Source organism: Streptomyces europaeiscabiei (assembly GCF_036346855.1).
Lineage (GTDB): Bacteria > Actinomycetota > Actinomycetes > Streptomycetales > Streptomycetaceae > Streptomyces > Streptomyces europaeiscabiei.
Map to the genome: position 1 here is coordinate 10,510,219 of NZ_CP107841.1, position 16,387 is coordinate 10,526,605.

The window sequence follows — 16,387 nt, forward strand, 5'->3', positions numbered from 1 at the left end:
GCCGGGCTGGGCGGCGATGCGGCAGGGGCGATGGCCGGCCTGCCGCATCGCGCCTCCCCCCGGGGGCGGTTCCGGTCAGTCGATCCAGAACCGCTGGTTGTACGCGCTCGTGCAGCTGTACTGGATGATTGACGTGTAGTCGTCGGGACTGGCCGCCTTGACGTCAAGGCACTTGCCCGCGAACGTGCGGACCTCGACCTGACCGTTGGCGACTGCGGCGACCTTGAACCGCTGGTTGTCGGCGCCGGTGCAGGTGTACTGGATGATCGGCGTGTAGTCGTCCGTGCCGGCGCCCTTGACGTCGAGACACTTGTCCGCGAAGGTCCGGATCTCGACCTGACCGTTTCCGGCATCGGTGATCCTGAACTGCTGGTTGAAGGAGCCCTTGCAGCTGTACTGGATGATCGGCGCGTAGTCGTCGATGCTGCCGCCCTCAACGTCGAAACACTTGTCCGCGAAGGTCGTCAGGACTTGTGTGCCGGCAGTCGACCCTGCGGCCGTGCCGACGAGCGGTGCTGTGGTCACCGCCGACGTCGCGATGGCCAGGACCACCAGGGCGCGTCGCCCTGTCTTGATAGTGGAATGCATGTGCTTTTCCCTTTCCTGGAACGGCTGCACCCAGAAGGTCGATAGGTCATGGGCATGCCAAGGTCACTCATGGGCGGCACCCTCCCGTACTCGACGAGGAGGGGCCGCTTGACCATGTACAGCAGATCATTGAGACGGGCACGGGCACCAGGAAGAAGAACCGGACGGACTACCGGAAGATCTACCGGAACAAACCAGGAGCGCGGCGGCGGCCCGTCCGTTTCAGCACACCCAAGGCCATCCGGTCCCCGCTGCCCGCGTCCATGCCGACCATCACGGATCTGCCCGTTTCCCGTCCGGTGTGGCGCCTTCCTGCCGCGCATGTCGGTGGCACGGGCGTCGCCGCCATCGCCGAGCGGGTCGGCGCCACCCCCTCCGCCCTGATCCACCGCTTCGCAGCACGGACGGCCTCATCCAGGCCGTCCTGGAGGAGGCCGACCGGCGCGCCCTGGAGCGGCTGTCCGTCCCCCCCCGGACGCCGAGCCCACCCTCGACCAGGCTTTCGGCTGGCGCTGTCGACTTATCGAGTGCGTAGTTCGGGTGAGGGAGTGTCAGGGCGTGGGTGAGGCCGGTGGCGGCTGTGTGCTCAGGTCGTGGTGGGCCGGCCGGCGGTGCCGGTGGGGTGGTCCCAGATGGCGAAGCGGATGATCATCTCGGCCCGGTAGTCGGGTGCGGCCACCAAGTGGCGGTGGGGCCGGAAGTGGGTGAGATCCCGCTGAACGCGGACAGGAACCGCTGGGCTGCGCCGATGCCGTGGAAGCCCTTCGTCGCCCGTTCACCCTGGCGGGTGGGCTGGTGGCTGTTCTCGGCCCGGTTGTTGAGGCCCTTGTGGGAGCGGTGCTCGACGGAGTGCATGACCTCGCGGTGGGCCGCGCCGTAGGAGCGGATGCACTCGAGCGCATGTGGGAGGAACTCGGCCTGACCTTCGTGATGGTCACCCACGACTCGGCGATCGCGCAGATGGCTCCGCGCCCGGCGACGATCCGCAAGGGCCGGATCAGCGTCAAGGAGAACACGCGTGCGTATCCCCCCGACCCTGTAACGGAGTTCCGACGGCCGTGTAACAGTCGGCCGACGGAATTCTTGCCTCCTTCTCGTCTATTGAGCACCTGATCACCCCTCGGCATACTCCGTGTTCCGGGGGGCGTACGGGCATGCGTACGAGACCACCCCCGGCCGGGTGAATGAGGAATTCACCCGGTTCTTCTGCAAGGGGGAAACTTGCGCAGACAAGTGAAAAGGGCGTATGCCGCCACAGTCGCCACCGCGGCGGCCGTGGCTCTGGCGGCGGGCATGACCAGCCCGGCGTCGGCCAAAGGCGAGCAGGCGGCAGCGGCCGCCAAGCCGGTGTCCCTGACCGCCAAGCACCGCGTCACACTGATCACCGGCGACCGGGTCGTCCTGGACGCCAAGGGCCGTGTCATCGGCCTGGAGCACGCCAAGGGCCGGGAACACGTCCCCGTCCAGATCCGCAAGCTCGACGGCCACACCCTCGCCATCCCGGCCGACGCGGCCCGCCTGGTCGCCACCGGCAAGCTGGACCAGCGGCTCTTCGACGTCACCGAGTTGAACAAGTCCACCATCCGCAAGGCCCAGAAGAAGGGCCTGAAGGTCATCGTCGGCTACCGCGGCAGCGCAGCGGCCACCAAGGCCGACGTCCGCGACGCGGGCACCCTGAGCCACACGCTGAAGTCCGTGAACGCGGACGCGGTGCAGACACCGCAGAAGGACACATCCGAGCTCTGGGACGCGCTCACCAACGGCGAGAACACCGCCTCCGGTATCGCGCACGTCTGGCTCGACGGCGTCCGCAAGGCCAGCCTCGACAAGTCCGTCCCGCAGATCGGCGCGCCCAAGGCGTGGTCGGCCGGTTACGACGGCAAGGGCGTCAAGATCGCCGTCCTGGACACCGGTGTCGACGCCACCCACGACGACCTCAAGGGTCAGGTGATCGGCGCCAAGAACTTCACCACCGCGCCCGACGCCACTGACAAGGTCGGCCACGGCACGCATGTCGCCTCCATCGCGGCCGGCACCGGCAAGAAGTCCGGCGGCAAGTACAAGGGCGTCGCGCCCGGCGCCAAGATCCTCAACGGCAAGGTCCTCGACGACGGCGGATTCGGCAGCGATTCCGAGATCCTCGCCGGCATGGAGTGGGCCGCCGCCGAGGGCGCCGAAGTCATCAACCTGAGCCTGGCCGGCGGCGACACGCCCGCGATCGACCCGCTGGAAGCGGCGGTGAACAAGCTGTCCGAGGAGAAGGGCATCCTGTTCGCCATCGCGGCCGGCAACGAGGGCCACTTCGGCGAGCAGACCGTCGGCTCCCCGGGCAGCGCCGCCGCGGCCCTGACCGTCGGCGCGGTCGACGACCAGGACAAGCTGGCCGACTTCTCCAGTCGCGGCCCCGGCATGGACGGCGCCCTCAAGCCCGACGTGACCGCGCCCGGCGTGGACATCACCGCGGCCTCCGCCCCGGGCAACCTGATAGCCCAGGACGTCGGCGAGAAGCCGGCCGGCTACATGACGATCTCCGGCACGTCGATGGCGACCCCGCATGTCGCGGGCGCGGCGGCGATCCTCAAGCAGCAGCACCCGGCCTGGAAGTACGCCGAACTGAAGGGCGCCCTCACCGGCTCCACCAAGGGCGGCAAGTACACCCCATTCCAGCAGGGTTCGGGCCGCATCCAGGTCGACAAGGCCATCAAGCAGTCCGTGATCGCCGAGCCGGTCTCGGTGAGCTTCGGGGTGCAGCAGTGGCCGCACACCGACGACAAGCCGGTCACCGAGGAACTGACGTACCGCAACCTCGGCACGACGGACGTCACGCTGAAGCTGACGTCGACAGCCACCAACCCGAAGGGGCAGGCCGTCCCGGCCGGCTTCTTCAAGCTCGGCGCCACCTCGGTGACGGTCCCGGCCGGCGGCAGGGCCTCCGTGCCGTTCACCGTCGACACCAAGCTCGGCGGCACGGTCGACGGCGCGTACTCGGCGTATGTGACGGCGACGGGCAGCGGTCAGACCGTCCGCACGGCCGCGGCGGTCCAGCGCGAGGTCGAGTCGTACGACGTCACCCTGAAGTTCCTGGACCGCGACGGCAAGGCGGCGAAGTACTACAGCGCCGACCTGACCGGGATCGCGGGCCTGGGCAAGGGCAAGGGGGCCATGCCGTACGACGAGGACGGCACCGTCACCGCCCGTGTCCCCAAGGGCACCTACATCCTCAACACGAGCGTCTACGCGGGCGACGACCCGGAGAAATTCGAGGGCGCAGACTGGCTCGCCCAGCCCAAGCTGAACGTCGGCAAGAACACGACGATCACGCTGGACGCCCGCAAGGCCAAGCCGGTGGACATCACCGTTCCGGCCACGGGCGTCAAGTCGGAGTTCGCCTCGGCCGACTACACGGTGGAAGACGGTGACAGCAGCTACGGCTACGGCTGGTGGCTGGACTCGTACGACAACTTCCGCACCGCCCACGTCGGCCCGCAGATCACCGACGGTTCGGTGACCCAACAGTGGGACGGCCACTGGTCCAAGGGCGACAAGGAGGAGTACGACGTCATCGCCGGCGGTCCGGTCAAGCAGCTCGCCACCGGTTTCACCAAGCACTACAAGGCGAGTGAGCTCGCCACGGTGAAGGCCGGCCTCGGCGCCTCGGCGAGCGGTAAGAAGGGCGCGATCAATGCGGTGGGCTGGATGCCGTGGAGCTCCAGCGCCTCCTCGATCGGCATGCCGCAGACCCTGCCCGGTACGCGCACGCTCCACCTGTCCGCCCAGGGCGGCGTGAAGTGGCAGCTGCAGTTCAACCAGTACGGCGGCGTGGACGCGGACGGTTTCGCGATCGACGAGGCCGCCTACACGCTGGGCACGCACAAGTTCGCCGCCGGCAAGAGCTACTCGAAGACCGTCAACACAGCCGTCTTCGGACCGCACCTGACCAGCGACTTCGGTGTCATCCGTGAGGGCAACCAGATCTACGGTTCCCTGCCGCTGTTCGCCGACGGCAAGGGCAACGTGGGCTGGTCCAAGTTCTCGTCGGTCAACACGACCTTGTACCGCAACGGCACCAAGGTCGGCAGCAACGACGACCCGCTGTTCGGGGACAAGCAGTTCAAGGTCCCGGCCGGTAAGGCCGAGTACAAGCTGACGACGTCGGTCAAGCGCAGCGTCAAGGTCGCCGCTGCATCCACCCGCGTCGACGCCAGCTGGACGTTCAGCTCGAAGAAGACCAACGGCATCACGAAGCTGCCCGTCTCCACGGCCCGCTTCCTCGCGACCACGGGCCTGGACAGCAGGGTTCCGGCCGACAAGACCGCCAAGGTCCCGGTCACCGTCGAGGGCGCGGCCAAGGGCAGCAACCTGAAGTCGCTGTCGGTGTACGCGTCGTACGACTACGGCAAGACCTGGAAGAAGCTCACCGTCAAGGACGGCAAGGTGAGCGTCAAGAACCCGGCGAAGGGGAAGGCCATCTCCTTCCGCGCCAAGATCGCCGACAAGAAGGGCAACAAGTCGACGATCTCGATCTACAACGCGTACTACGGCAAGTAAGCGGTAGCGCACGCGCGCGCGGCCCGTCGGAAGCTTCGGCTTCCGGCGGGCCGTCCGCGTCTGCGGGCACGTGGAGGACCGGGCCTGACGAGCGGGCGCGCTGATGCGGGGCCACCTCGCCGATGACCAGGTTGTAGTCGGTGAACGGCCTCAGCAGCAGTGCCGTGTAGGCGGCAGTGCCGAACCCGGCTGCGGGCAGGTCCTGTTCACACAAGGGGGTGAAGTCGACGTCGAGTGTCGGGTCGTATGCCTCGGGCTGGATGCCGAGTCTGTGCGTGGAGTACTCGCCGAACCGGTTGATGTGTTCCGTCAGGTACGGCGAAATGTGGGCCAGATCCTCTGAAGCGATCTCCCGGCCCTCCTCCATCTGACGGACGACCTCCGCGAAGTCCAGGGCGTTGTGGAACATCACGGCGTCCGTGAGCAGCGCGTTGAACTTCGGCCTTCTCCTGCTCGACGGGGCCGTTTTCGGCGATGACGCCGCGGTCGCCGAACTCGAGCCATTGGGTTACTCCGCTGCCCCAAAGCGCTGTGCGGCTTCAGTTGGGCGAAGGAAGAGGACCGCATCGTGAGCGGCCTGCCGGACTGCCCGTTGTGCGGGTACCAGTCGGCGAAGTCCTCGTCACGCCACAGCCCGCCCAGGTGATCTCTCACCCACATCGCCGTCGTACCGCCCGGGTTGCTCGCCCGCGCCATCTGCACGGTCAGAGAAGGGACTTGCTCACCAGAACGGGCATGGAGCGACAACGGGCACCTCGACAACTGCATCGGTCCTCGAGCAGAGCCGAGCATGCCCGTTGATCACGCTGCCCCGCCGGGGATCCTCAAGATCCCCCAGAGTCAAGCTCAGCTTGTCCTACGTCTGCCGTCGCGGTCACCCACCGTCCGCAACGGATCTCACCGAAACCTGCGGTGCCGCCGGTACGGCCGAAAGATCTGAACCAGTACCGGGATCAGGCCGCGACGAGCTCCTGTCCGCGGTCCGGTGTCTTGACCTTGGGCTTCTTGTTCGGCAGCGAGAGCCGGAAGACCTTGTGCCATGCGGAGAACACCTGCTTGGGCAGCGGCCCGGTGACGTACTCCAGCTCGTACTTCTCGAACAACGCGCGCACCTTCACCGCGACCTCGGCGTACCGGTTGCTCGGCAGGTCCGGGAACAGGTGGTGCTCGATCTGGTGCGACAGATTGCCGGTCATGAAGTGCATGGCCCTGCTGCCGCTGATGTTCGCCGAGCCCATCATCTGGCGCAGGTACCACTGGCCGCGCGTCTCGCCCTTGATCGAGCGGCGCTCGAAGACCTGTACGCCCTCGGGGAAGTGCCCGCACATGATCACCGAGTGGGTCCAGATGTTGCGGACCAGGTTTGCGGTGAACGTGGCGGCGAGCGTGGTGAGGAACGACGGGCCCGACAGCAGCGGGTGGATCACGTAGTCCTTGAGTACCTGCTTGCGGATCTTGCGGCCCACGGCCTTGGCCCGCGCGCGGAACTCCGGGTTCTTGCGGCGGCGCTTGTGCAGGTTCTTGGCGAGCTCCAGGTCGTACGCTGCGATGCCGTACTCGAAGAAGCAGGCGTTGAGGAAGTTCCACAGCGGCTGGCCGAGGTGGAACGGGTGCCACTTCTGGTCCTCGTCGACGCGCATGATGCCGTAGCCGAGGTCGTTGTCCTTGCCGATCACGTTGGTGTACGTGTGGTGCAGCTCGTTGTGCGAGTGCTTCCACTGCTCGGACGGCGAGGCGTGATCCCACTCCCAGGTGGTGGAGTGGATCTTCGGGTCCCGCATCCAGTCCCACTGGCCGTGCAGGATGTTGTGGCCGATCTCCATGTTGTCCATGATCTTCGCCACGGACAGACCGGCGGTGCCGATCAGCCACGCGGGCGGGAAGATCGAGAACAGCAGCACGCCCCTGCTGACCAGCTCGAGCTTGCGCTGCGCCGAGATGACCTTACGGATGTAGGCGGCGTCTTTCTCGCCGCGGCCGGCGATCACCTCGTCGCGGATCGCGTCCAGCTCGCGGCCAAGCTCCTCGATCTGCTCCGCGGTCAGGTGGGCGGTGGGGTCGATGGCGGTCAAGGTGCTCCTACCGTTCGATGTCGCAGGGGCCCGCCGCAGCGGACACGCAGGTCTGGATGAGGACGCCCGGCTCGGCCTCGGTGATCTCGCCGGTGCGCAGGTCGCGGACGGCGCCCGCCTTGAGCGGCGTGACGCAGCCGAAGCAGATGCCCATGCGGCACCCGGACGGCATGAGCACGCCGGCCTCCTCGCCGACGTCCAGCAACGGCGTGGCGCCGTCCGCGTCGACGGTCTTGCCGGTGGTGCTGAACGTGACCTCGCCACCGTCGCCGACGACGGCGATGCTGGGGCGGAAGCGTTCGGTGTGCAGACGCTCTCGGACGCCGTGCTCGGTCCAGTGCTCTTCGGCGGCGTCGAGCAGGCCCGCGGGCCCGCAAGCCCAGGTCTCGCGCTCGGCCCAGTCGGGCACGAGTTCGTCGAGACGGGCGATGTCGAGCATGCCGTCCGTGTCGGTGTGCACCTCGGTGAGACGCAGCTTCTTGTCCGCGACCAGGTCGTGCAGATCGTTGCGGAAGATCACGTCTTGCGGCTGTGGCGCGGAGTGGACCATGACGACGTCGTCGAGCTCGATGTCGCGCAGCATGCCCATCACAGGCGTGATGCCGCTGCCGGCCGTCAGGTAGAGCACCTTGGCGGGCTTGGCCTCCGGCAGCACGAAGTCACCGGTCGCCTGGTCGAGCTGGATCAGCGTGCCCGGTTTCGCCCTGCGGACCAGGTGGTTGCTGACCTTGCCGTCCGGGATCGCCTTCACGGTGATCGTGACGCGGCCGTCCTGGCGGTCTGTCGGCGAGGTGACCGAGTAGGCACGCCACAGGCGCACCCCGTCGACATCGACTCCGATCCGCACGTACTGACCGGCTGTGTGGCCGCGCCAGCCCCGTCCCGGCCTGATCACGATGGTCGCGGCGTCACCCGTCTCGGGGTGCACGGCCTCGATGCGTGCACGCAGGTCAGCGCCCGCACGCAGCGGGCTGACCAGGTCCAGGTAGTCCGACGGCAGCAGCGGCGTCGTGACCATCTCCAGTAGTTTCCACGCCCTGCTGCGGAGGGCTGCACTCGTCATGCCTACAGCTTGATGCGCCTCAGGGCGTAAAGTCCTGTCCGTAGGACGTGAATCTGGTCGGCTGAATTGTTCGCAGGGAACAAAATATGAGCCATGCAATCCGGAGGGCCACCGAACTGGCCCTGGATGAGACGACGGTCACCGCACTTCGGGCCGCGCTGAAGAGCACCGCCGACGAGGTCGTCCAGGCGATCATCGACGAGGTCCCTCCATACGCCAACGCTCTTTCGGGCAGCATGGGCGGCACCATCCGCCGAGCCGTCCGCACCGCCCTGGGGCACTATCTGGACCTCGCGAGCGGGAACGCCACGGGCGGCGACGCCGGTGACGCAGCCTATGAGCTGGGCCGCGGCGAGGTGCGCGACGGCCGTTCGATGGACGCCCTACTCAGCGCCTATCGTGTCGGCGCCCGCGTGGCCTGGCGATGCCTGGCAGCAGGTGCCGTACCCGCAGGTCTGCCCGCCGCTGAGGTCGCCAAGTTCGCCGAGCTGACCTTCGCCTACATCGACGAGCTCTCTGCCGCGAGCGCCGCGGGCCACGCCGACGAACTGGCCGCCCGGGGCCGCGCTCATGAGCGCCACCTGGAACAACTGGTCCGCGACCTCCTCACCGGCGCGAGCCCGGACGTGCTGCTGGCCTCTGCTCAACGGGCAGGGTGGCAGCCTCCGGTTTCGCTGACCGCGGTCCTGCTGCCCGCCGCGCAGGCCTGGCCTGTCTACCGCGCGCTCGACCCGAGCACCCTCGTCCTCGACGATCTGCCGGACGCCTTCGGAGTGCTGCTCGTCCCCGATGCCGACCGATCACATCTCTTGAGGCAGCTGACCGACCGCGCCGCCGTGGTCGGCCCGGCCCGGCCATGGACTCGAGCGTCCGCCTCGTACGCACGAGCCGTACGTGCGCGCTCCCTCTCCTCTGATATTCGCGACACCGAGGACCACCTGCCCGAGCTGGTGCTGAGCGCCGACATGGACGCGTTCGCAGACCTGCGTGCCCGAGCCCTCGCACCGTTGCGGACCTTGCCTGTCGCGACCGCGCGGCGGCTGGAGGAGACGTTGCAGGCGTGGCTGCTGCACCAGGGCAGGCGGGACGAGGTGGCGGCGGCGTTGTTCGTCCATCCCCAGACCGTCCGGTACCGGATGTCGCAGCTGCGGGAGCTGTTTCCGGATCTCGGGTCGCCGCACCGGGTCCTCGAACTGACGCTGGCGGTCGGTCTTCGGGTCAGCTGACGCGTTCTTCGACCGTCCGTGAGCGGTCCAGCAATCGTGCCTCGTCCTCGGCGTCGTCAGCTGGCTCATGCGGCCCGGGGAAGAACAGCATTACTGACCTTTTCGGGGGTTAACGGGGGATCCCGCGAGCGGGATGCCCTGGCCATCGATGAGGACGTGGTGCTTGCTGCCCGGACGTGCGCGGTCGACCGGGCTGGGCCCGCTTTTGGGCCCCGCCGAGCGGCCCGGACGTGGGAGGAGTCGATCACCGGGATCCAGTGGGAGCACCTGCCGCAGGAACTGGGCTTCGGTTCGGGTATGACCTGCTGGCGACGCCTGGCGGCCTGGAACGAAGCGGGACTATGGGACCAGTTGCACCTGGTGCTGCTGAAGAAGCCGCGTTCGGCGGATGAACTCGACTGGTCCTGGGCGGTGTGCAGCACGGACAAGATCCCGCACAGTGCCTGCCGGTCCGGCACCCGCGGTCGGCCCGAGACCAGCTTCGGTCCCGGCACCGGCAGCAACGGCTCGATCAGCGACCACAGTTCATCCGACACGATCAACGGCCGCGGCTGTCGCTTCCCCGCGACCACACCAACGAGCAGGCAGCCCGACAGTCACATGATCAACAACTTTTGTCAGGCCATTAATAGTTGGCATCCTGCTGTTCCAGCCATTTTGTAATCACCTGGTTTGTTTCTTCCGGCTTTTCCTGCTGGATCCAATGACCGCAATCCAGATTGACCACTTCCACATGGGGCACGAACTCCGCCAGTTTCTCAGACCTCTGGACCGCATCCCGGTCGCCGTAGATCATGAGCGTGGGCTGCTGGATGATCGGGTCCACGTCCGCCAGCAAGCGCCAGTTGCGGTCAAGATTCCTGTACCAATTCACACTGCCCGTGAACCCTGTCGATTCGAAGGCGGAGACGAAAACGGCCAGTTCGCTGTCGCTCATGAGGGGATCACCGAGTGGTGTTTCCGCTCTGGCGAGATCGATCATCGCCATGCCCGGCTGAGGTTCCCTGGGGGGCTCGTTCTTCCGGTACATGTTGCGAAGGAACTGGAAGGTATTCTCTTCGAACACGGCGTCCGCGACGCCTGGCTGACGATTGAAGTGGACGAAATAGAAGTCGCCGCCGAGCGCATCTTCCATGAACTCGATCCAGGGCTTTTCTCCGCGCTCTTGGTAAGGCAAGCTCAGGTTGATCACTTTGTTTACACGGTCCGGATGCAGCAGGGTCAGTCCCCAGACGACCATTGCACCCCAGTCGTGACCGACAAAAGTGGCATCCTCGTACCCGTAGTGATCGAGAAGCGCGACGAGATCACCCGACAAGCATTCAATGTCATAGTCCGTCACTTCGGCCGGACGGGATGAATTGCCATAACCTCGCTGATTCGGGACGATGACGTGGTAGCCCGCTGCGGCAAGGGCGGGCACCTGATGGCGCCAGGAAAAGGCATGCTCTGGCCAGCCATGACAGAGCATAATGGGTTTTCCTGCGTTTTCTCGACCTGCTTCAAAGACCTCAAGCTCTACACCGTTGACAGAAACAAGGGTGGGGTCGGGGAAATCTACTGGATCGAACACTGCATTTCCTCTCTATTCTTTCGGGGTGATCAGGCTCAGGCGACGAAGGTTCCTGAAGAAAGCGTCGACGCACCCCTGAAAGGCCGAGGGTCGATGCGGTCGTGGGCAGTGGGACTCGCCGGTGAGGTCATGTCGCCATCCTGCCGACCCAAACCGGTCAGCCCGTGACCGGTTTTATGTGAAAGTGTCGTCGGCATGCGAACCGACCGGCTGGTGGCCATCCTCCTTCTGCTGCAACGGCGCGAGCGGGTGACAGCAGCAGAGGTCGCCCAAGAGTTGGAGATCTCCGAGCGCACCGCCCGCCGCGACCTCGACGCCCTGGCCATGGCCGGGGTGCCCGTGTACTCCATGCAGGGCCGAGGTGGCGGCTGGCGCCTCGTGGGCGGCGCCCGCACCGACCTGTCCGGGTTGACCGCGAGTGAGGCCCGCGCCCTTTTCCTGGTTGCCGGCCCGGCCTCGGCTGCGACGCCGGCCGTGAAAGCAGCTCTGCGCAAGCTCGTGCATGCCCTGCCGGAGCCCTTCCGGGTGCAGGCCGAGGCAGCAGCGTCGTCCTTGGTCATGGACCCGCAACGATGGGGGGCGAGTCGGGTCGAGCACCGACCGCCTCGCCTCCTCGACGCACTCCAGGACGCGGTGATCCGCGGCGTCCAGGTGCGGCTCCGCTACGTCGATCGCAAAGGCGCCGAAACCGAGAGAATCGTCCACCCGCTGGGCATCGTCGCCAAGGGGCTGTTGTGGTACCTCGTCTCCAACACCGAGGCCGGCCGGCGGACCTTCCGGATCGACCGCGTGTCGTCCGCCGACCCGACCGACGATCCCGTGCACCGACCCCAGGACTTCGACCTTGCCGAGAGCTGGCGCGAGATCGCCGACGAGATCGACCGCAAGCGAACGCCCCTCGAGATTCAGGCGGTATGCGCGCCTCACGGGATAGGTCTGCTCCGGATGGCGCTCGGCGGTCGGCTCCAGGTGGGAGGTTCCGCGACCGACGGCCGCGTCGAGGTCGTGATCCGCGGCCCCAACGAGTACGTGCTCGCCGGCGAGCTTGCCGGGCTGGTCGAATGGCTCGAGGTGACCGGCCCTCCGGGTGTGCGAGACCATCTGGCCTCGATCGGCAACGCGCTCGTCGAGCGATACGGCTGAAGGCGGCAACCGGCAACTCAAACGCGCAATGTTCCCATCCGCGTTCGCCGCACTGCACGATCCCGCCTCCCGCACCTACTACGACCGCTGCCGGGCCCGCGGAAAGACCCATACGCAGGCTCTTCTCCGCCTGGCCCGACAACGGATCAGCGTGCTGTTCGCGATGCTCCGCGACGGCACCTTCTACGAACCCAGAACCCCACGCCTCACTTCACGAAGAACATAGAGGCACCCTCCGGACGCCGAGCCCACCCTCGACCAGGCCTTCGACTGGTTCGTACGGGACGCCGTGCACACCGCGGTCGCCGAACGCGAGCTGGCCGCCCTGCACATCACTCTCACCGCCGCGAACCTGGAGCCGGGCTCGGCCCTGCACGCCTGGCTCCGCGATGGGCGGGCCCTGCGGGGCCATCTGAATGCCCTGTTCGCACGGGCTGCGGCCGACGGCACGGCCCGGTCCGACCGGGACCCGGCGGCGCCGGCCACGGACGTGGCCGCGTTCATCGAGGGCGCCCACCTGCTGTGGCTCCTGGACAGGGACGAGGTCGACCTGACCGCCGTGCACCGCAGCTACTTCGAGGACCGGCGACTCGCCTGAAGCCCTGACCGACATCGGTGCGGGCCGGGTTATCCGGCCACAGGCCACTGATCACGCCAGAGCCGGATCGCCACACGCATCCTGTACAACCCTCGCCCCTCCGTTCGAGTCGCACTTCCCGAGCAGCAGCAGTTCTCACGACTGACTCGAAAGGCACCGCCTATGTCCCGAGCGCCCCGAGCCACCCGACGCAGGATCAGCAGCGCCCTCCTGGCCGTACCCCTGGCCGCCTCGATGGTGCTGACCGGCTCCGGCTCGTCGTCGGCAGCCCCCGCGTCCGTCCCCGCCGCGGACGACTTCAACGGGGACGGCTACGCCGACCTGGTCGTCGGCGCGCCGAACGCGACCGTGTCCGGCGAGACGAAGGCCGGGTACGTGGCCGTGACGTACGGCTCGGCCAAGGGGCTGTCGACGGCGAACAAGAAAATCGTCAGCCGTTCGACCGCCGGGATCCCGGGGGCCGCCACCGCGAACCAGTTCTTCGGCGCCTCGTTCGCCAGGGCGGACCTGGACCGCGACGGCTACGGCGACCTCGTGATCGCGGGCGGCAAGGAGGGCTCGGTGATCCTGTGGGGCTCCGCGTCCGGTCTGACCGGCGGTATTGGCATCGCGTACGGGGCCGTGCCCCAGGCCGGTGACTTCGACGGCGACGGCAAGACCGACCTGGCGCTGTTCTCCGCGCAGCGGGTGAGCGGCGACGACCCGTCGGGCGCCCCGGCCGCGCTGTGGAAGGGCCCGATCAAGCGCGACGGCAAGCCCACCGCCGTACTGCCGCTTCTGGACAGGTCCCTGTGGTGGGGCTGGTCCGAGGAGGACGACTCCTGCGAGACGGGCGGCGGCTGCGAGAACGGCCCCGCGTCGATCACCGGCCCCGTCGTCTCCGGCGAGGTCGGCGACTTCGACGGCGACGGCCGCGACGACATTCTCCAGGTGGCCTACAGAGGCGACGGCAACTGGGAGGGACGTCTGCTCATGGGCGGCGGCGCGACGGGCTTCACCCGGGGCGACGAGTCCGGCCTGCGTATCGGCGAGGACGGCGACACCGCCGCCGGGGACGTCAACGGCGACGGCCGCGACGACCTGGTGGCCGGCTCCGGCGGCGGGAGGGCCCATATCACCTACGGCTCGGCGGCCGGTCTCACCGCCGAGCACACCCACGCCTTCGACCAGGATCTGCCGGGCTTCCCCGGCGCCCAGGAGGAGGGCGACCACCTCGGCTCCGCCGTGTCCGTCGCCGACGTCACCGGCGACGGCTACGCCGACGTCGCGCTCGGCATCGAGGGCGAGGACGTCGGCAGCGTTGCTGACGCCGGGTCGGTCGCCCTGCTGCACGGCAGCGCCGCGGGGCTCACCGGTGCCGGGGCCCAGGTCTTCCACCAGAACACGGCGGGTGTCCCCGGAGTGGCCGAGAAGAACGACCAGTTCGGCGCCACGGCCGCCCTGCTCGACGTCAACGGCGACGGCCACCGTGACCTGGCAGCCGCGTCCACGGCGGAGAACGCCTCCAACGGCGCCGTCTGGCTGCTGCGCGGCATCTCGTCCGGCTTCACCACCAAGTCGGCCCAGGCCTTCGGCCCGAAGGACCTGTCGGCCCCCTACACGAACGCCCTGTTCGGCAGCTTCCTCCGCTGACCGGCCAACGCCACACGGACGGGCCGCCCGGAGCGAGAACTCCGGGCGGCCGGACTCCTACCCCGGTACGTGCGTGGGCGCGAACATGCGCAGGGCCGCCGGGAGCACCACCAGCGACGGGCCCGGCGCGGCGAGGGCCTTGGCCAGGTCCTCCGCGAGGGTGTCGGGGCTCGTGCGCACCCCCGGTACCCAAAGGATTCCGCCGGCGCCACGTAGTCCGGTCGGCTCAGTTCCGTGCCGGTCGCCTCGCCGAAGGCGGACCGTAGAGGTCCTCGCGCCGGTCGGCGATCCGTTCCCAATCACCGGTCGGCCTTCGTCGTGGGCGCGGGTACTGCGCGGGCGATCCGCCGGCCCGGCACACCACCAGTTGGGCACGTTCATCCGTACGCGGCTGGGCAAGTTCACGTATACGCCAACAACGTCTGGACCGGTGGAGGATGGGGGGCGAGTCCCTGATCGGCGAGCAGACGCGAGACCGCCGCGAACTGGACTTGATACACCGGCAGGACCAGGAAGCGCCGTGTTGGCAGCCCTCCATGAGGCCGGCTTCGTTGAGACCTGAACTGGAGGCCCACCCGATTCGTCGTGACGGCACCGGACGGAAGAGAGATTGACCTCCACCCGCTGGTCCTCGCCGACGACGGCTCAGCAGTGCAGGCGTCACCCGAACCCGAACCCACTCACCTACCTGTCCTCATGCTGGTTTTCCCGCAGGTTCTTCTCGAGGAGTGTGAACGACTTGGGTGCACCACCCGGCTGCGGCTTGCCCGCCTTGTGACCGACGACCCCGTAGCCGGCGTCCAGGTAGTAAGCGTTCAGGCGCGCGTTGCCGGCCAGGCAGTCCAGACGCACGAACGCCCGCCCCGCCGCGGCAACGCGGTGCTCCGCAGCCCGCAGCAACACCCGCCCCGTCCCCGGCTGGGCGCTGCTGCGGTCCACCATCAGCCGATGCACGTAGCCGGCCACCGGCGGTTGCGGTCCCCAGGCGTCCTCGTCCTCCCACCACAGCTCCCATGCCCCGGCCATGCGGCCGTCGGCCTCGGCGACCCAGACCTCGCCACTCGCCATGGTCTTGCGGAAGTGTTCCTCGTTCAGCTGGCCGGGCTGCCACTGGCCGGTGATGCCCTGGGTGAGCATCCACCGGGCAGCGTCGTCGCGCAGACGAACGAGAGCAGCGAGGTCGGTCTCGTCGGCGAGACGGAAGTGGAGATCGTTCACCTCGGAATCCTCGCACGGTGGCTCGACGGGTCCCTCCCTCCAGACCACGAGCCCTCGGAACGCGATCGTCAGCGCAGCTCCACCGCGTCTTCGGCATCGCAACGCACTTTTGATCCACGGCGGCGGGCGAAGACCCTCCCCACGTTGAGCGACCGAGCGAGGTCTCCGAGCCGTCAACCATCAATCAAACAGCCCGCCAACCAGAGATCAAAGACGCTACACGACCAGCAGGTCCGGCTGCGACACCCGCCAACCAGCGGTCAAAGTCACAGTGACGTTGAGCGAAACCTGGCCACTTTGACTCGCAGCCGGCCGGCAACGGATAGCGACCGGTCTGGTGGCTGCGAGTTGCGGTCGGATACGGGGAGCCGCGCAAAGTGAGAGCACAGGGCTGCTGTCGTGAGGGCGTGGAAACGCTGCCCGCGTGGCGCGGCGGTACGCGGTCGGCCCGAACAGCAGGCGCACTGGGAGCGACAGCCACGTTCCTCACAGGCATGACGAGCGGCGGCCTGACCGCCTGGACAGGTGGAGCGCTCATCATTGGTGGCTTCCTCCTGGACGCAACCTGCTCTTCCTTCCCAGCGGACACCGGCTCGCCGCTTGCTTGGCTCGGCTGATCCGGGCCCGGCAGAGCCCTTCTCCTCGAGTAACCGGCCGGAATGAGGCAACACCCCTGCTGCCCACCCAGAACGGGCGGTGACGGCAGGCCCGCCTCCGCCGGTCAGA

Annotated in this window: 10 protein-coding genes and 8 pseudogenes; 8 read left to right on the forward strand and 10 right to left on the reverse strand. The window is 67.8% G+C overall.

The features are described from left to right. Positions 1–75: 75 nt before the first annotated feature. Both OG858_RS45695 and OG858_RS45700 read right to left on the reverse strand, forming a co-directional pair. Complete coding sequence (locus OG858_RS45695) at positions 76–588, reverse strand: RICIN domain-containing protein (protein ID WP_086752841.1); 513 nt, start codon at positions 586–588, stop codon at positions 76–78. A 708-nt stretch (positions 589–1,296) separates the two neighbouring features. Further along, a pseudogene (locus tag OG858_RS45700) lies at positions 1,297–1,476 on the reverse strand (DDE-type integrase/transposase/recombinase); the annotation flags it as partial. On the opposite strand from OG858_RS45700, the pseudogene OG858_RS48430 reads away from it, so the two are divergent. Together OG858_RS48430 and OG858_RS45710 are read left to right on the forward strand one after the other, a co-directional pair. Continuing rightward, positions 1,474–1,602, forward strand: a pseudogene (locus OG858_RS48430) (ABC transporter ATP-binding protein); the annotation flags it as partial. The pseudogenes OG858_RS45700 and OG858_RS48430 sit on opposite strands and share 3 nt — an antisense overlap. Before the next feature lie 219 nt (positions 1,603–1,821). Further along, positions 1,822–5,136 carry a S8 family serine peptidase gene (locus OG858_RS45710; protein WP_179201398.1) on the forward strand — a complete coding sequence of 1,105 codons (3,315 nt, stop codon included), beginning with the start codon at positions 1,822–1,824 and terminating at the stop codon, positions 5,134–5,136. Here the strand turns inward: OG858_RS45710 and OG858_RS48435 are convergent. The 3 genes and pseudogenes from OG858_RS48435 to OG858_RS45720 form a co-directional block, all read right to left on the reverse strand. Beyond that, a pseudogene (locus OG858_RS48435) lies at positions 5,030–5,569 on the reverse strand (Tn3 family transposase); the annotation flags it as partial. The gene OG858_RS45710 and the pseudogene OG858_RS48435 overlap by 107 nt on opposite strands. Positions 5,570–6,089: 520 nt before the next feature. After that, positions 6,090–7,208 carry a fatty acid desaturase family protein gene (locus tag OG858_RS45715; RefSeq protein ID WP_086751066.1) on the reverse strand — a complete coding sequence of 373 codons (1,119 nt, stop codon included), beginning with the start codon at positions 7,206–7,208 and terminating at the stop codon, positions 6,090–6,092. A gap of 7 nt (positions 7,209–7,215) precedes the next feature. Continuing rightward, positions 7,216–8,271 carry a ferredoxin reductase gene (locus OG858_RS45720; protein WP_086751065.1) on the reverse strand — a complete coding sequence of 352 codons (1,056 nt, stop codon included), beginning with the start codon at positions 8,269–8,271 and terminating at the stop codon, positions 7,216–7,218. A gap of 86 nt (positions 8,272–8,357) precedes the next feature. On the opposite strand from OG858_RS45720, the gene OG858_RS45725 reads away from it, so the two are divergent. Next, a complete protein-coding gene (locus tag OG858_RS45725) occupies positions 8,358–9,497 on the forward strand; it encodes a PucR family transcriptional regulator (protein ID WP_086751064.1) in 1,140 nt (379 codons plus the stop codon). A 123-nt stretch (positions 9,498–9,620) separates the two neighbouring features. Here the strand turns inward: OG858_RS45725 and OG858_RS48440 are convergent. Next, a pseudogene (locus tag OG858_RS48440) lies at positions 9,621–9,739 on the reverse strand (IS5/IS1182 family transposase); the annotation flags it as partial. Between the two features lie 4 nt (positions 9,740–9,743). On the opposite strand from OG858_RS48440, the pseudogene OG858_RS45730 reads away from it, so the two are divergent. Further along, positions 9,744–9,885 (forward strand): annotated as a pseudogene (locus tag OG858_RS45730) (transposase); the annotation flags it as partial. Between the two features lie 82 nt (positions 9,886–9,967). Here the strand turns inward: OG858_RS45730 and OG858_RS48445 are convergent. Further along, positions 9,968–10,069 (reverse strand): annotated as a pseudogene (locus tag OG858_RS48445) (hypothetical protein); the annotation flags it as partial. A 53-nt stretch (positions 10,070–10,122) separates the two neighbouring features. Next, positions 10,123–11,070, reverse strand: a complete 948-nt coding sequence (locus OG858_RS45740) for an alpha/beta fold hydrolase (RefSeq protein ID WP_086751063.1) — start codon at positions 11,068–11,070, stop codon at positions 10,123–10,125. Between the two features lie 195 nt (positions 11,071–11,265). On the opposite strand from OG858_RS45740, the gene OG858_RS45745 reads away from it, so the two are divergent. From OG858_RS45745 to OG858_RS45760, 4 genes and pseudogenes are all read left to right on the forward strand, one after another. Beyond that, entirely contained in the window at positions 11,266–12,213 is a 948-nt protein-coding gene (locus tag OG858_RS45745) for a helix-turn-helix transcriptional regulator (protein ID WP_086751062.1), read from the forward strand. A 1-nt stretch (position 12,214) separates the two neighbouring features. After that, positions 12,215–12,439: pseudogene (locus OG858_RS45750) on the forward strand (IS110 family transposase); the annotation flags it as partial. A 63-nt stretch (positions 12,440–12,502) separates the two neighbouring features. Next, a complete protein-coding gene (locus OG858_RS45755) occupies positions 12,503–12,811 on the forward strand; it encodes a hypothetical protein (RefSeq protein WP_256960801.1) in 309 nt (102 codons plus the stop codon). A gap of 162 nt (positions 12,812–12,973) precedes the next feature. Continuing rightward, positions 12,974–14,443 carry an FG-GAP-like repeat-containing protein gene (locus OG858_RS45760; RefSeq protein ID WP_319067525.1) on the forward strand — a complete coding sequence of 490 codons (1,470 nt, stop codon included), beginning with the start codon at positions 12,974–12,976 and terminating at the stop codon, positions 14,441–14,443. 57 nt (positions 14,444–14,500) lie between these two features. On the opposite strand, the pseudogene OG858_RS45765 reads toward OG858_RS45760, so the two are convergent. Both OG858_RS45765 and OG858_RS45770 read right to left on the reverse strand, forming a co-directional pair. Beyond that, positions 14,501–14,709, reverse strand: a pseudogene (locus tag OG858_RS45765) (thiamine pyrophosphate-dependent enzyme); the annotation flags it as partial. A gap of 418 nt (positions 14,710–15,127) precedes the next feature. Further along, complete coding sequence (locus OG858_RS45770; protein ID WP_319067526.1) at positions 15,128–15,661, reverse strand: GNAT family N-acetyltransferase; 534 nt, start codon at positions 15,659–15,661, stop codon at positions 15,128–15,130. Positions 15,662–16,387 lie beyond the last annotated feature (726 nt).

Bases quoted from the DNA above. Each gene is read 5' to 3' on its own strand.
- OG858_RS45695 (WP_086752841.1), bottom strand. From the start codon at position 588: ATGCATTCCACTATCAAGACAGGGCGACGCGCCCTGGTGGTCCTGGCC.
- OG858_RS45720 (WP_086751065.1), bottom strand. From the start codon at position 8,271: ATGACGAGTGCAGCCCTCCGCAGCAGGGCGTGGAAACTACTGGAGATG.
- OG858_RS45725 (WP_086751064.1), top strand. From the start codon at position 8,358: ATGAGCCATGCAATCCGGAGGGCCACCGAACTGGCCCTGGATGAGACG.
- OG858_RS45745 (WP_086751062.1), top strand. From the start codon at position 11,266: ATGCGAACCGACCGGCTGGTGGCCATCCTCCTTCTGCTGCAACGGCGC.
- OG858_RS45760 (WP_319067525.1), top strand. From the start codon at position 12,974: ATGTCCCGAGCGCCCCGAGCCACCCGACGCAGGATCAGCAGCGCCCTC.